A 15,396-nucleotide genomic window follows, 5' to 3' on the forward strand; every position below is an offset into this window, starting at 1 on the left:
GGTACGGCGTGACGGCGTAGACCGCGACGGCCAGCGACGACAGCGCGACCCACGTCCAGCCGACGCGGTTGCGCGTCCGGGGTCGAGCCGGTGCCAGGGTCATGCCTCGACGCTAGGGAGCGGCCGCGTCCGGGTCTGTCCCGTCAGCCCACCGGTGCGCCCGGGGGCTGGCCCACCGCGTCAGGACCGGTAGACCCGCGCCTCCCAGGGCCGCAGGGTCGGCCCGAGCGGGTGCGGGTAGTTGCCGAGCACCAGCTCGCCCGCGTCGGCCGCGAGCGGCACCTCCTGGACCACCCCGGAGAAGTTGCCGACGACGGTGAGCGTCGTGTCGCCGAGCCGGCGCGCGAACGCGTACACGTGCTCGTGGTCGGGCAGCAGCATGGTGAAGTCGCCCAGCGCCACCACGGGGTCGTCGTGCCGCAGGGCGATGAGCGCGCGGTAGTAGTGGAAGACCGAGTCCGGGTCGGCCCGCTCGGTCTCCGCGTTGAGCGACGGGTAGTTCGCGTTCACGTCGATCCACGGCGTGCCCGTCGTGAAGCCGGCGTGCGGCGTACCGTCCCACTGCATCGGGGTCCGGGCGTTGTCGCGGCCCATCGCGGCGATCCCCGCCAGCAGCTGCTCGTCGTTGCTGTGCCCCACGGTCCGGGCCGTCGCGACGTGGTTGAGGGTCTCGATGTCCCGGTACTGGTCGAACCGCGTGAAGTGCGCGTTCGTCATGCCGAGCTCCTCGCCCTGGTAGACGTACGGCGTCCCCCGGTGCAGGTGCAGGACCGTGGCAAGCATGGTCGCGGACTCTCGTCGGAACGCGCCGTCGTCCCCGAAGCGCGAGACCACCCGCGGCTGGTCGTGGTTGTCCCAGTAGAGGGAGTTCCAGCCGACGTCCGCGAGCCCGGTCTGCCAGCGGCCGAAGGACGCCTTGAGGTCGAGCAGCCGCAGCGGGCGGACGTCGAACTTGCCGCCCGGCCCGTGGTCGAGGCCGACGTGCTCGAACTGGAAGACCATGTCGACCTCCTCCCGGGACGGGTCGGTGAAGGCGCGCGCCTGCTCGACCGTCACGCCGGGCATCTCCCCGACCGTCAGCAGGCGGTCCGGGCGGTCGGCGAACACCGCCTTGTGCATCTCGGCCAGGAACTCGTGGATGCGCGGTCCGCAGACGTAGGACGCGGAGCCGTCGGCGAGCAGCCCGCCGGTCACCACGCCGTCGGGCAGGGCCGTGTCCTTCGAGATGAGGTTGATGACGTCCATCCGGAAGCCGTCGACCCCGCGGTCCAGCCACCAGCGCATCATCGCGTAGACGGCGTCCCTGACCTGCGGGTTCTCCCAGTTGAGGTCCGGCTGCTTGCGACTGAAGAGGTGCAGGAAGTACTCGCCGGAGGCCTCGTCGAGCTCCCACGCGGAGCCCGAGAAGAACGACCCCCAGTTGGTCGGCTCGGCGCCCGGGGCACCCGCGGACATGCCGTCGCGCGGCGGCCGCCACCAGTACCAGTCCCGCTTCGGGCTCGCGGGGTCGCGCGACTCGACGAACCACGCGTGCTCGTCGGAGGTGTGGTTGACGACCAGGTCCATGACGAGCTTCATGCCGCGCGCGTGCAGCTCCGTGACCAGCCGGTCGAGGTCGTCCAGCGTGCCGAACATCGGGTCGACGGACTGGTAGTCGCTGATGTCGTAGCCGTTGTCGTCCTGCGGCGACGCGTAGATGGGCGAAAGCCAGACCACGTCGACACCGAGCTCGGACAGGTGGTCGAGCCGCCCGAGGATGCCCCGCAGGTCGCCGATGCCGTCCCCGTCCGAGTCCGCGAACGAGCGCGGGTACACCTGGTACACGACGGCTCGGGTCCACCAGGGAGCGTCCTGCGTCGTCCACGTCATGCGACCGATCCTCTCGAGGGAGTGGGTGCGGGGAGCAGCTCCTGCTCCACCTGGTCGAGGTCGATACGGTCGACGGCGTCCTGGATCGCGACCGTCGCGGCTCCCCGGGCCCACGCGGAGAAGCCGGACTCGTCGACGTAGAGCCGGACGGGCTCCGCCCGCGGATCACGGTCGGCCGCGACGGCCGCCCGCACCCGATCCTCGGCGACGGCGAAGAGCCCGATGCCCTCGCCGGCGAGCACGGCCGCAGGCTGCAGGGTCAGGTTGGCCGCCATGGCGACGAGCCGCCCGAGGGAAGCCGCGGCCTCGTCGACCACCGCGGCCGCCGCCGGGTCGCCCTCGCGGGCGAGGCGCAGCACGTCGTCGTGGTCGACAGGTCGCTGCAGGGCGGCCGACACCTGCGCCGCGATGGACCCCGAGGTCAGCATGGCCTCCGCGCACCCGCGGTGGCCCGCGTGGCAGACGGGCCCGGTCGCGCTCAGCGGGATGTGCCCGCCCAGGCCGACGCCCGCCTCGCGCGAGTGCACGACCTGGCCGTTCACGACGAGCGCGTACCCGATGCCGGCGCCGATGGTGATGACGACGAACCCGGGGATGCCGCGGCCCAGCCCGAACCAGCGCTCGGCCTCGGCGAGCGCGACCAGGTCGTTCTCGAGCGACGCCGGAACACCCAGCTCGGCCTCGACCAGCTCGGCGAAGGGGACGTCCGTCCAGTCGAGGAACGGGGCGAACTCCACGCGACCGTCCCGCACGGCGCCGCCGAGCGACACCCCGACGCCGGCGATCCGGTCGACGCCGAGCCCTCGGACCGCCTGCGCGATCTCCGCGGCGACGTCACGCGGGTGGTGGCTGCCGAGGGGGCGCTCCGCGTACGCGAGCAACGCCGCGCGCACGTCGGTCGCAACGACGTGCAGGGACTCCCCCGTCACCTTGACCCCGGCGAAGTGGGCCAGACCCGGCCGGACGTCGAGCGGTCGGACGGGCCGGCCGACCGAGCCGTCGGACCGGTCGTCGAGCTCGACCAGCAGGCCGCGGTCGAGGAAGGGCTTGGCCAGGCGCGTGAGGCTCGGCGGCGAGAGACCCAGACGGCTCGTCAGCTCGCTCCGCGAGATCGGCCCGTGGATCAGCACCGCGCGTGCGAGGGCTCTCTCGCTGTCGCTCAGCATGCGCTCGACCCGTTCATTGATTCCATCATGGCACGAACACGGCCTCTTCCGCGCGCAAACTCCCGATCCAGACCACTTGTGAGTCTTGTTTCTTCCGTGTTAGAACTAACTCATGCTCTCCCACGACGAGGTGACCGCCGACGACCGGCGCGCCGCATCTACCACACCCGCCCCGGGTCGGGTCCTGCACCTGCACCGGGGCGGAACCAGCGTCGTGATCGACGTCGACGCCGCGCCGCACCCGGCGATCGTGCACTGGGGCGAGGAGCTGGCGGACTCGAGCGAGCAGACGCTGCGCTCCCTCGCTGTCGCGGCGCGCCCCCAGCGCGTCTCGGGGGGTCTCGACGAGCCGGCCCGGGCCACGCTCGTCGCCTCGCAGGCCGGCGGGTGGCTGGGCACCCCGGGGCTCGAGGGGCACCGCGACGGAGCCTCGTTCAGCGTCCGGCTGGAGCTGGTCGACATCCAGGCCAACGACCACCGGGCCCGGCTGTCGCTCGTCGACCGGGAGGCCCGACTGAGCGCGCAGCTCGAGCTGCGGGTCGGTACCGCCGGACTCCTGCACCAGCGCATCACCCTGCGCAACGCCGGCGAGTCGCCCTACACGGTCCAGTCGTTGCACCTCGCGTTCCCAGTGCCGTGGGACGCCACCGAGATCCTCGACACCACGGGCCGTCACCTGCGCGAACGCTCGCCGCAGCGGCACCCCTTCGCCTACGGGACCTACCTGCGCGAGAGCCGCCGGGGCCGGCCCGGTGCGGACGCCACGCTGGTGCTCGCCGCCGGGCGGCCCGGGTTCGGMTTCGAACGCKGTCGCGTCCACGCCGTGCACGTCGCGTGGAGCGGCAACCACCGTCTCCTCGCCGAGCGGTCCGTCTCCGGCGAGGCGATGCTCGCCGGAGGTGAGCTCTTCGCGCCCGGGGAGGTCGTCCTCGCGCCCGGCGCGTCGCTCACGTCGCCGGAGGTCGTCGGATCCTGGGGCGACGGGCTGAGCGAGCTCGCGCACCGCTTCCACGACGAGTGGCGTCGCCGCCCGGCCCACCCTCGCCGGCCTCGGCCGATCACCCTCAACACGTGGGAGGCGGTCTACTTCGACCACTCGCTCGAGCGGCTGACCGCGCTGGCGGATGCCGCCGCGTCCGTCGGCGTCGAGCGGTTCGTGCTCGACGACGGCTGGTTCGCCGGCCGGCGCGACGACACGTCGGGCCTGGGCGACTGGTACGTCGACGCAGCGGTCTGGCCCGACGGGCTGCACCCGCTGGTGGACCACGTGCTGGCCTGCGGGATGGAGTTCGGGCTCTGGGTCGAGCCGGAGATGGTCAACCCGGACAGCGAGGTCGCCCGTCGGCACCCGGACTGGATCCTGCGGGGGCGGATGTCGCTGCCGCCTGCGGCCCGGCAGCAGCAGGTGCTCGACCTCGCGCACGACGACGCCTACGCCTACGTGGCCGGCCGGCTGCACGCGCTGCTCGACGAGTACCCGATCGCGTACCTGAAGTGGGACCACAACCGCGACCTGCTCGACGCCGGTAGCGGCCCGGAGGGTGTCGCGCGGGTCCGCGAGCACACGCTGGCCCTCTACCGGCTGCTCGACGAGCTCAAGGCGGCGCACCCCGGTCTGGAGATCGAGAGCTGCGCCTCCGGTGGTGCCCGGGTCGACCTCGGCATCCTGGCGCGCACGGACCGTATCTGGACCAGCGACACCCTCGACCCGCTCGAGCGCCTGGTCAACCAGCGGTACACGGCGCTCGTGGTGCCCCCCGAGATGATGGGCATGCACCTGACCAGCCCCGTCGTGCACTCGACCGGCCGGACCGTGGACCTCGACTTCAGCGCCGCGGTCGCGCTGTTCGGCCACTTCGGGATCGAGTGGGACCTGACCGGGACCGACGAGCAGACCCGCGGGCGCATCGCGGCATGGGTCGGGTACGCCAAGCGCATCCGCCCGCTGGTCGCCACCGGCCGCACCGTGGACGTCGACGACACCGAGCCGGGCATCGACGTGCGCGGCGTCGTCTCGCCGGACGGCACCTGGGCCGTGTTCACGCTCACGCAGACCGACACGACGGCCGCCTACCCGCCGGGACGCGTCCGGATCCCCGGGCTCGACCCTGCCCGGCACTACCGGCTCCGCGTCGTCGGCCGCCCGACCAGCGCCGCCGCTCAGTCCGAGCTCCCGTGGCAGACCTACGACACCACCCTGACGGGTCGTGAGCTCGACGCCGTCGGCCTGCGACCCCCCGTCCAGTACCCCCAGAGATCCACCGTCATCGAGCTGGTCGCTCAGAACTGAGCACCACGAGATGTGCAAGGAGGCACACGATGAGACACCGAAACCCGCGACGCGTTCGCATGGCAGCAGCGGCCGCAGCGGTCGCCCTGCTGGCCGTCGCAAGCGGCTGCGCGAACCAACCGTCCGACGGCGTGACCACCCTGAACTTCTTCCAGTTCAAGGGTGAGGCGCTCGAGGACTTCAACCAGATCATCGCCGACTTCGAGGCGGAGAACCCCGACATCCGCGTCGTGCAGAACCAGGTCGCCGACGCCGACACGGTCATCCGGACGCTCCTGGTCAAGGACAAGGCACCGGACGTCATCACGCTGAACGCCAACGGCGGCTTCGGCCGCCTCGCGCAGGCCGGCGTGTTCTACGACTTCTCGAACGAGCCCGTGCTCGACACGATCAACCCGGCGGTCCAGCAGATCCTCAAGGACCTCGGCACCAAGGGCGACGAGGTCAACGGTCTCGGCTACGTCAACAACGCCAACGGGATCATCTACAACCAGGAGATCTTCGCGCAGCAAGGCCTGGAGGTCCCCGAGACGTGGGACGAGCTGATCGCCGTGTGCGACAAGCTCAAGGCCGCGGGCATCACGCCGTTCTACGGGACCCTCGCCGACTCCTGGACCGGGCTGCCCTCGTTCAACGCGCTCGGGGCCTACCCGGCGCAGGACGGCTTCTTCGACAAGATGCGCGCCCAGGGCGAGGACACCGGTCCCGACTCCGAGGTGTCGTTCCAGAAGAACTTCCCCGAGGCGATGGAGCACCAGGCCCAGCTGTTCAGCTACATGCAGGACGGCTACCGCGGGAAGACCTACGACGACGGCAACGCGGCGTTCGCCCACGGCGAGGCCGCCATGCTCCTCCAGGGCATCTGGGCGATCAGCCCGATCAAGGGGATCAACCCGGACATCAAGGCGGGGATCTTCCCGTACCCGGCGACCGACAACCCCGACGACCGGATGCTCGTTTCCGGCGTCGACGTCGCGGTGACGATGCCGAAGGACTCGCCGCACCAGGCGGAGGCGCTCCGGTTCATCAACTACCTGTTCCAGAAGGACGTCATCGAGAAGTTCGCCGCCTCGCAGAACATGGTCCCGTCGGTCAAGGGCGCCCAGCTCAGCGACGACCCCGCCCTCCAGTCGGTCAAGCCGTACTTCGACGCCGGACGCATCGCGGGCTTCATCGACCACCAGATCCCGCCCAGCATCCCGCTCGCCGCGATCGACCAGCAGTTCCTCTTCAGCGGCGACGCGGACGCCGCGCTCGCCACCCTCGACAGCGAGTGGAGCAAGGTCGCCGCTCGCACCATCCCCGTGACGGGAGACTGACGATGACGTCCTCCACGCAAGTCCGGTCCGCGGCACCAGGCGCCGACCGCTCCGACACGCCCACCCTGCGGAAGGTCAAGGTCGGCCGTGCGCAGTCCACGTTCTACTGGATGGTCTGGCCGGCCGTCATCGCGTTCTTCGCGTTCCACACCATCCCTGTGCTGGTCGGGATCTTCTTCAGCCTGACCAACTACCCCGGCTACGGCGACTGGAACTTCGTCGGCCTGTCCAACTACGCCAACCTGTTCAAGGACGACCGCGTCCTGGCCGCCTACGGGTTCTCGTTCCTGTTCGCGATCGTCGCGACGCTGCTGACGAACGCGATCTCGCTGGCCATCGCGATGGGTCTCAACACCAAGATCATGGCGCGCAACCTCTTCCGCGGCGTGTACTTCGTGCCCTACGTCCTGGCGGCCCTGGTCATCGGCTACGTCTTCCAGTTCTTCTTCTCGAGCTCGCTGCCCAAGATCCTGGCGAGCATCCCGCTCTTCGCCGACAACATCCTCACCAACGAGACCTGGGCGTGGACCGCGATCGTCGCGCTCGCCGTCTGGCAGGCCTGCGCCTTCACGATCATCATCTACCTCTCCGGGCTGCAGACCATCCCGCGCGAGCTCTACGAGGCCGCGTCCCTGGACGGCGCCAAGCCATGGAGGCAGTTCTCGTCGATCACGTTCCCGCTGATCAGCGCGTTCTTCACGATCAACATCGTGCTGAGCCTCAAGGGCTTCCTGCAGGTCTTCGACCAGATCGTCGCCCTGACCAACGGCGGGCCGGGCACGGCGACCGAGTCCGTCACCCTGCTCATCTTCCGCGGCGGGTTCTCCGGCGGGGAGTTCGCCTACCAGTCCGCGAACGCGGTGATCTTCTTCATCGTCATCACCGTCGTGTCGCTGTTCCAGTTCAAGGTCCTTCAGCGCAGAGAGGCGGACTTCTGATGACCACCGCAGGTACCGCGCTCGGCCAGGCCGAGGCCGTCCTTCCCGAGCCCCGGCGACGGCGCACGAAGAATGTCGCCGACGACGACACCCGCAAGATCAACTGGTGGGTGACCGCACTGATCGCGGTGTGCTCGCTGACGATCCTCGTCCCGCTCTACCTCGCCGTCGTCGTCGCCCTCAAGACTCCCGAGCAGCTCGCCGCCGGCACCGGCCTCGAGCTGCCGAGCCCGATCCGGTGGGCGAACTTCAGCGAGGCGTGGACCCGGACCAACTTCCCGCAGGCGCTCCTGAACACGGCGCTGATCACCGTCGGGTCGGTCGTCCTCACGTTGCTGACCAGCTCGGTCGTGGCCTACGCCATCGCGCGGAACATCCACCGACCGTTCTTCAAGGGCGTGTTCTTCTACCTGCTCGCGGCCCTGTTCATCCCGTTCCCGATCATCATGCTGCCGCTGGTGAAGCAGACCGCGCTCCTGGGGCTGGACAACCAGGCCGGGATGATCCTGCTGTACACGATCTACGGGCTGTCGCTGAACATCTTCATCTACACCGCCTACATCCGCTCGATCCCCATCGAGCTCGAGGAGGCGGCGCGGGTCGACGGCGCATCGACGTGGCGGGTGTTCCGGCAGATCATCTTCCCGCTGCTCACCCCGATGAACGCGACGGTCGGCATCCTCACCTGCGTGTGGGCGTGGAACGACTTCATCATGCCGCTCGTGGTGCTCACCGACCCCGGGGCCCGAACCCTGCCCCTCGCGCAGTACGTCTTCCAGGGCCAGTTCAACACCGACTACACGGTGGCGTTCGCGTCCTACCTCATGGCCATGGCGCCGCTGCTGGTCGTCTACGTCTTCAGCCAGCGCTGGGTCATCTCCGGGGTCACGCGGGGGTCGATCAAGTAGGCACGACTCTCGACGCCCGCGCGACGACGGGCCCGCTCCCCCTTCCGGAGCGGGCCCGTCGTCGTGCGCTCAGATCAGCACGGCGCCCTTCGACGCCGACTGCACGAGCTTCGCGTACTTGGCCAGCACCCCGCGCGTGTAGGTGGGGGGCAGCGGCGCCCAGCCGACCTTGCGGGCCTCGAGCTCGTCCTCCGGGACCAGCACGTCGAGGGTCTCGTTCGCGACGTCGAGCCGGATCCGGTCGCCGTCCTTGATGAACGCGATGGGTCCGCCGTCGACGGCCTCGGGGGCGACGTGGCCGACGCACAGGCCGGTGGTGCCGCCCGAGAAGCGGCCGTCGGTGAGCAGGAGGACGTCCTTGCCCAGCCCGGCGCCCTTGATCGCGCCCGTGATGGCGAGCATCTCGCGCATGCCCGGGCCGCCCTTGGGGCCTTCGTAACGGATGACGACGACGTCGCCGGCGACGATCGTGCCGTTCTCCAGCGCGTCCATGGCGGCGCGCTCGCGCTCGAACACGCGGGCGGTGCCCTCGAAGACGTCGGAGTCGAAGCCGGCCGACTTCACCACGGCGCCGTCGGGCGCCAGCGAGCCGTGCAGGATCGTGATGCCGCCGGTCTTGTGGATCGGGTTGTCCAGCGCGCGCAGGATCTTGCCGTCGGGGTCCGGCGGGTTCACGTCCGCCAGGTTCTCCGCGACGGTCTTACCGGTCACGGTCAGGCAGTCGCCGTGCAGCAGGCCCGCGTCGAGCAGCGCCTTCATCACGACCGGCACGCCGCCGATGCGGTCGATGTCGTTCATGACGTAGCGGCCGAACGGCTTGAGGTCGCCCAGGTGCGGGACCTTGGCGGCCACGCGGGAGAAGTCGGCGAGCGTGAGGTCGACCTCGGCCTCGTGCGCGATGGCGAGCAGGTGCAGGACCGCGTTGGTCGAGCCGCCGAACGCCATGACGACGGCGATGGCGTTCTCGAACGCCTCCTTGGTCATGATCTGGCGCGCCGTGATGCCCTGGCGCAGCAGCTCGACGACGGCCTCGCCCGACTTCTTCGCGAAGGCGTCGCGGCGGCGGTCGGCCGAGGGCGGGGCCGCGGAGCCGGGGATCGACATGCCGATCGCCTCGGCCACCGACGCCATCGTGTTGGCGGTGTACATGCCGCCGCACGCGCCCTCGCCCGGACAGATCGCGCGCTCGATGCGGTCGACGTCCTCGCGGCTCATGAGCCCACGGGCGCACGCACCGACGGCCTCGAACGCGTCGATGATCGTGACGTCCTTCTCGGTGCCGTCCTCGAGCTTGACCCAGCCCGGCGCGATCGACCCGGCGTACAGGAACACGCTCGCCAGGTCGAGGCGGGCCGCGGCCATGAGCATGCCCGGCAGGGACTTGTCGCAGCCGGCCAGCAGCACCGACCCGTCGAGCCGCTCGGCCTGCATGACGGTCTCCACCGAGTCGGCGATGATGTCGCGGCTGACCAGCGAGAAGTGCATGCCCTCGTGGCCCATCGAGATGCCGTCGGAGACCGAGATGGTGCCGAACTCGAGCGGGTAGCCGCCCGCCGCGTGCACGCCCGCCTTGGCCGCCTGGGCCAGTCGCTGCAGCGAGAGGTTGCAGGGCGTGATCTCGTTCCAGGAGCTGGCGACGCCGATCTGGGGCTTCGCGAAGTCGTCGTCACCGAGGCCCACCGCGCGGAGCATGCCGCGAGAGGCGGTCGCCTCCAGACCGTCGGTGACGGTGCGCGAGCGGGGCTTGATGTCGACGGAAGGTGCAGCAGAGGTGGGGGCGTTGTCCGACGTCACGGTCATGCTCGCGAGTGTATGACCGTGCCCCGGCGGCGCCACGGGAGGGTCACCCTGCGGACGACAGCCCCGCGCGTGTTCAGGCCGACGACCGGCCCTGCCAGGTGCACACGCACACCTCGTTGCCCTCGGCGTCGGCCAGGACCGTGAACGCCGGGGCCTGGTCGTCGCTGACCACGTGGCCTCCCGCGGCGACCGCTGCGGCGATGCGTCCCGCGGCCTGGTCGTGCGGCACGGTGATGTCGAAGTGGATGCGGTTGCGCTGCGGCCGCGGTTGGTCCATCTGCTGGAACCAGATGGCGGGACCGATCCCGGCCGGGTCGGTCACCTCGTCGTCGCCGCTCACCTCGTAGCCCATCACGGCCGCCCAGAACGGCTGGACAGCGGGGATGTCCAGGGCGTCGATGGCGAGCTCGAGGGTCTCGCTGCGCGGCACGTCTCCCGTCAGGCCCAGCTCGTCGGCGATCGCCGTCACGGTGGCCGCGAGGTCCACGTCGCGCTGCGTGAGGCCGCCGGCGTCGTGGCTGGTCGTGGTGACCGTGACCTGCCCCCAGCGCAGGACCACGTCGGGGTGGTGGTTCGCCTCGTCGGCGGCGGCCGCGATGCGGGCGACGAACGCGGCCGCGGTGGCGAAGTCGGGAGCCCTGAACGTGGCGCGGAGGGTGCGCAGGAGCACGCGCCAGTGCCGGGGTTCGACGGCGTCGGTGACGGCGGAGTGTTGCAGGACGGTGGTGTCAGCCATGCCGACCACCCTGCCACCGGACACCCACACGCGCCGGGCTCACGCCGAGACCTCGGCCTCCGACTCCTCGCCGGCCCGGATGTGCCGCGTGACCCACGGTGCGAGCGCGAACATGCCGCCGGCGAAGGCGAGCGCGATGAGCCCGATCGTGCCGAAGTACGCGGCGGGGCTCACGTCGGGCGTGCCCTGGATGACCTGCGCAGCGATCGCGTTGCCCGCCGAGGGGGCCAGGAACCACAGGGCCATGGCCTGGCCACGGAACGCCCGCGGCGCCAGCAGCGTCGTCGCCGCCAGGCCCACGGGCGACAGGCACAGCTCACCGATCGTCTGGATGACGTAGACGATGACCAGCACCCACGACGAGGTCTTCCCGCCGTCCGCGAGCCACGAGGCACCGGCCAGGAACACGAAGCTCAGGGCGGCGAAGGTCAGGCCCAGGCCGAACTTCACGGCGGTCGGCGGGCGGTCGTCGAGCTTGATCCAGAGCCACGCGAACACGGGCGCGAGCAGGATGATCGCGGCGGGGTTGATCGACTGGAAGAACACGGGCGAGATGGTCACGCCGAAGATCACCAGGTCGGTGTTGTCCTTGGCGTACGACGCCAGCGTGCTCGCCGCCTGCTCGAAGATCATCCAGAAGATCATCGCCGCGACGAACAGCGGGATGTAGGCGCGCAGGCGGCTGCGCTCGTGCGAGCTCACCTTGGGCGAGCGGAACATGACGACGAAGGTCGCGACGGGCGCCGCGAACGCGAGGTAGGAGACCGCGTCGATGAACGCCGCCAGCCCGAACCCACCCTCGGCCAGCGTCCCCGCGACGACGGCGAGCGCGACGCCCACCAGCACGAACGCGAACAGCCGCACGACGGCCGGGCGGTCCTGCGGCGTGAGCGGGTTGGGCGGGACGTCCCCGGCACCGCCCAGGTACTTGCGCCCGGCCACGAAGAACACCAGCGCGATCGCCATGCCGACCGCGGCGACCGCGAAGCCCGCGTGGTACCCGCCGGCGGTGGTCGCCGCGCCGACGAGGAACGGCGCGGCCAGCGAGCCGATGTTGATGCCCATGTAGAAGATCGAGAAGCCGGAGTCGCGACGGGGGTCGTCGCGGTCGTAGAGCTCCCCCACCATGCTCGACACGTTGGGCTTGAGCAGGCCGGTGCCCAGCGCGACCAGGACGATGCCGATGTACGAGAACAGGGCCTGCGGCACCGTGAGGAAGACGTGCCCGGCGGCGATGATGATGCCGCCGTAGAGCACCGAGCGTCGGGCGCCGATGACCCGGTCGGCCAACCAGCCGCCGAGGACCGAGAGCAGGTAGACCGAGGAGCCGTAGATCGCGACGAGCGCCTCGCCCGACGTCTTCTCGATCCCGAGGCCGCCCTTGGCGACCGTGTCGGTCAGGTAGTACAGCAGGATGGCGCGCATCCCGTAGTAGCTGAACCGCTCCCACAGCTCGGTGCCGAACAGGGTGAACAGGCCGAGCGGCTGACCGAAGAACGCCCGGTCGCGTGGCAGCGTGTCGGCCTTGCGCGACGTCGGCGTCACGCCTCCGGAGCCCCCCGCCTGCGCGCCGCTCACCCGCCCATCGTGGCCTCGCCCCGGCCGTTGCACCACCGCGGGCGGCTCGGCGCTCCCCCGGCTACGGTCGCCGGGTGCCCACGATCCACTGGTTCCGCCGCGACCTGCGCCTGGCGGACAACCCCGCGCTGGTCGCCGCGGCGGAGCACGCGGACGAGGTCCTCCCGCTCTTCGTCGTCGACCCAGCGCTGTGGCGCTCGTCCGGCGCACCCCGCCTCGCGTACCTCGCGCGCAGCCTGCGGGCGCTGGACGAGTCGCTCGGCGGGCGGCTCGTCGTGCGCCGCGGGACCCCGGCCGAGGTGCTGCCCGCGCTGGTCCGCGAGGTGGGCGCGCCGGCCGTGCACGTCACCGCCGCGACMGAGCCGTACGGCCGGCGCCGCGACGACGCCGTCGAGCACGCGCTCGACGTGCCGCTGGTCCGCACGGGCTCGCCGTACGCCGTCGGACCCGGGCTCCTGAGCACGCAGGCGGGGACGCCGTTCCAGGTGTTCACCCCGTTCCGCGGTGCCTGGCTCGATCACGGCTGGTCGGCGCCGGCACCCCGACCGCGCGTCGCCCGGTGGGCCCACGTCCCGTCCGACGGCCTGCCCGACTCGCCGCCGACCGAGGTCCGGCTGCCCGCCGCCGGGGAACGCGCGGCGCGCGCCCGGTGGACGGCCTACGTGCAGGACGAGCTGTCCGAGTACCCGGCCGTGCGCGACCGGCCCGACCTCGACGCCACGTCGATGCTGTCGATCCCGCTCAAGTTCGGCGAGCTGCACCCGCGGACCCTGCTGGCCGACCTCGCGCAGGCACCGTTCGACGTGGCGACGTTCCGCTCGGAGCTGGCCTGGCGCGAGTTCCACGCGGACGTCCTGTGGCACCACCCCGGCGCGGCGCACCGGTCGCTGCGGGCCGTGGTGCCGGAGGACTCGTGGGACGACGGCGATGCCGCGTTCACGGCGTGGGCGGCGGGGCGCACCGGCTACCCGTTCGTCGACGCCGGCATGCGGCAGCTGCGCGCGCTGGGCTGGATGCACAACCGGGTGCGCATGGTGGTCGCGTCCTTCCTGGTCAAGGACCTGCACGTGCGCTGGCAGCGCGGCGCGGCGCACTTCCTGGAGTGGCTGGTGGACGGGGACGTCCCGCAGAACCAGCTCAACTGGCAGTGGGTGGCCGGCACGGGCCGCGACGCCGCGCCGTACTTCCGGGTCTTCAACCCGGTCACGCAGGGCGAGAAGTTCGACCCCGACGGCGCGTACGTCCGCGAGTGGGTGCCCGAGCTGCGTGGCATCCCCGGGCGCGCCGTGCACCGGCCGTGGCGGCTCGGGCTCGAGGCTCCCGAGGACTACCCGGCGCCGATCGTGGACCACGCGGCGGAACGCAAGGTCGCCCTCGACGACTTCCACCGCGGGCGCGGCTGACCGCCGGCGGTGGCCCCGGTGCCAGCACCAGGGCCACCTGACCTCAGGCGGAGACCAGCTCCGGGATCACGTCCTCCGACGCCTCCTCCAGGGCCGCCGACGTCGCGGCACCGGTGTTCTTGAAGTGGCCGACCGTCGCGAGCACCAGGCCGAGCAGCGCCCAGGACACCAGCGCGACCCAGAGCTGCGCGGTGCCGGCCTCCGGGAAGTACGACTCGTCGCGCAGCAGCGCGGCGGCGGCGCCTGGCGGCATCCACTGGCCGATCGCGCCCCACGGCGCCGGCAGCATCTGCCACGGCTGGGCAGCGGAGGCGATGGGGTTGGCCAGCAGCAGGAACAGCACCGGCCCGATCGCGATCCCGGCCCGGCCGACCACCGACACGAAGCCGACGATCACGCCGGCGATCGCGAGGATGGCCAGCCCGACGATGCCCGCGTTGACCAGGTAGGAGCCCTGCAGCGCCCCGACCCAGCCCTGCAGGACGCCCGCGACCGCGAGGCCGCCCAGGGCCGAGTACGCCGCGACCGCGKTGACCCGGCGCCAGACGCCGACCACGAGGAGCGAGATCGCGACGCCGCCGATCATCCCGCCGATGACCAGGGGGAACGTGATCGCGCCGAGGATCGCGCCGCGGGGGTCGCCGGCGGACAGCGGGACGACGTCGGTGACGGGGACGGGCGCGCCGGTCTGCTCCTGCAGCACCGGCGCGAGCTGCGCCAGCTGCTGGGCGACCAGCGGGCTGGCGCCCGAGGCGGTGAGGATCTCGGGCTGCGCGCCCAGCACGACCGCGCCGTACACGTCGCGGCTCTCGATGAGCGTCACGGCGGCGGCGCGGTCCTGCGCGGCGACCACGTCGAAGGCGCCCGGGGCGCGGGCATCGAGCGCCTGCGCGACCGGCGTGACGGCGGCCGCGGGTCCCGCGACGGCGACGGGCAGGTCCCGCGGCTCGGAGGTGATGGCCGGCCAGAGGAAGGCGAGGGCCAGGAGGGTCAGGACGGCGGCCAGACCGGCACCGAGGCCGAGGAGGCGACGCCACGGGGTGTGCGGCTGCGTGTGCATGACAGATCCTCTCGAGTTAAAGCGAACGTTCGTTCTTCTAGAGGAATCCTCGACCCGGCGCGCCGGAGTTGTCAAGAACGATCATTCGTTTTTATAGTGCGGTGTGCCCAAGGTCACCGAGGAGTACCGCGTCGCCCGCCGTGACGAGATCGCCGACGCCGCCCTGCGCGCCTTCCGGCGCAAGGGGTTCCAGGCCACGTCGATGGCCGAGATCATCGCGGAGTCGGGGCTCTCGGCCGGTGCGATCTACGGCCACTACCCCAGCAAGAGCGCGATCGTCGTCGACGTGGCCTCCCGGGTCATTGGCGTGCGCGTCCGCGACATCGAGC

12 protein-coding genes are annotated in these 15,396 nt (G+C 71.4%); 6 read left to right on the plus strand and 6 right to left on the minus strand.

All coding sequences use genetic code 11. The features are described 5' to 3' along the window. Positions 1-180: 180 nt before the first annotated feature. Together ACXJKG_RS12140 and ACXJKG_RS12145 are read right to left on the minus strand one after the other, a co-directional pair. Positions 181-1,869, minus strand: a complete 1,689-nt coding sequence (locus ACXJKG_RS12140) for a glycoside hydrolase family 13 protein (protein ID WP_456846014.1) — start codon at positions 1,867-1,869, stop codon at positions 181-183. Beyond that, positions 1,866-3,035 (minus strand): ROK family protein, encoded by a 1,170-nt coding sequence (locus ACXJKG_RS12145; RefSeq protein WP_456846015.1) that lies wholly within the window; start codon positions 3,033-3,035, stop codon positions 1,866-1,868. The genes ACXJKG_RS12140 and ACXJKG_RS12145 overlap by 4 nt, the downstream gene beginning before the upstream one ends. A gap of 112 nt (positions 3,036-3,147) precedes the next feature. Between ACXJKG_RS12145 and ACXJKG_RS12150 the strand changes: the two genes are divergently transcribed. The 4 genes from ACXJKG_RS12150 to ACXJKG_RS12165 all read left to right on the plus strand — a co-directional run bounded on the left by ACXJKG_RS12150 (position 3,148) and on the right by ACXJKG_RS12165 (position 8,490). Continuing rightward, positions 3,148-5,325, plus strand: coding sequence for an alpha-galactosidase (locus ACXJKG_RS12150; RefSeq protein ID WP_456846016.1), 2,178 nt, complete (start codon positions 3,148-3,150; stop codon positions 5,323-5,325). Positions 5,326-5,456: 131 nt separating this feature from the next. Further along, entirely contained in the window at positions 5,457-6,644 is a 1,188-nt protein-coding gene (locus ACXJKG_RS12155; protein WP_456846017.1) for an ABC transporter substrate-binding protein, read from the plus strand. Between the two features lie 2 nt (positions 6,645-6,646). After that, on the plus strand, positions 6,647-7,582 hold the full coding sequence (locus ACXJKG_RS12160; protein WP_456846018.1) for a carbohydrate ABC transporter permease: 936 nt from the start codon (positions 6,647-6,649) through the stop codon (positions 7,580-7,582). Next, positions 7,582-8,490, plus strand: coding sequence for a carbohydrate ABC transporter permease (locus ACXJKG_RS12165; protein ID WP_456846019.1), 909 nt, complete (start codon positions 7,582-7,584; stop codon positions 8,488-8,490). The genes ACXJKG_RS12160 and ACXJKG_RS12165 overlap by 1 nt, the downstream gene beginning before the upstream one ends. A gap of 69 nt (positions 8,491-8,559) precedes the next feature. On the opposite strand, the gene ilvD is transcribed toward ACXJKG_RS12165, so the two are convergent. The 3 genes from ilvD to ACXJKG_RS12180 all read right to left on the minus strand — a co-directional run bounded on the left by ilvD (position 8,560) and on the right by ACXJKG_RS12180 (position 12,604). Then, entirely contained in the window at positions 8,560-10,290 is a 1,731-nt protein-coding gene (gene ilvD, locus ACXJKG_RS12170; RefSeq protein WP_456846020.1) for a dihydroxy-acid dehydratase, read from the minus strand. 73 nt (positions 10,291-10,363) lie between these two features. After that, on the minus strand, positions 10,364-11,026 hold the full coding sequence (locus tag ACXJKG_RS12175; protein ID WP_456846021.1) for a VOC family protein: 663 nt from the start codon (positions 11,024-11,026) through the stop codon (positions 10,364-10,366). 39 nt (positions 11,027-11,065) lie between these two features. Beyond that, on the minus strand, positions 11,066-12,604 hold the full coding sequence (locus ACXJKG_RS12180) for a peptide MFS transporter (RefSeq protein ID WP_456846022.1): 1,539 nt from the start codon (positions 12,602-12,604) through the stop codon (positions 11,066-11,068). 74 nt (positions 12,605-12,678) lie between these two features. Here ACXJKG_RS12180 and ACXJKG_RS12185 point away from each other — a divergent pair, with 74 nt between their 5' ends. Beyond that, positions 12,679-14,007, plus strand: a complete 1,329-nt coding sequence (locus tag ACXJKG_RS12185) for a cryptochrome/photolyase family protein (protein WP_456846023.1) — start codon at positions 12,679-12,681, stop codon at positions 14,005-14,007. Between the two features lie 43 nt (positions 14,008-14,050). On the opposite strand, the gene ACXJKG_RS12190 is transcribed toward ACXJKG_RS12185, so the two are convergent. Continuing rightward, complete coding sequence (locus ACXJKG_RS12190) at positions 14,051-15,067, minus strand: ABC transporter permease (protein WP_456846024.1); 1,017 nt, start codon at positions 15,065-15,067, stop codon at positions 14,051-14,053. 103 nt (positions 15,068-15,170) lie between these two features. On the opposite strand from ACXJKG_RS12190, the gene ACXJKG_RS12195 reads away from it, so the two are divergent. Continuing rightward, the coding region (locus tag ACXJKG_RS12195; RefSeq protein WP_456846025.1) for a TetR/AcrR family transcriptional regulator at positions 15,171-15,396 on the plus strand (226 nt) is incomplete at its 3' end.

The organism is Cellulomonas sp. P5_C6 (genome assembly GCF_054049635.1).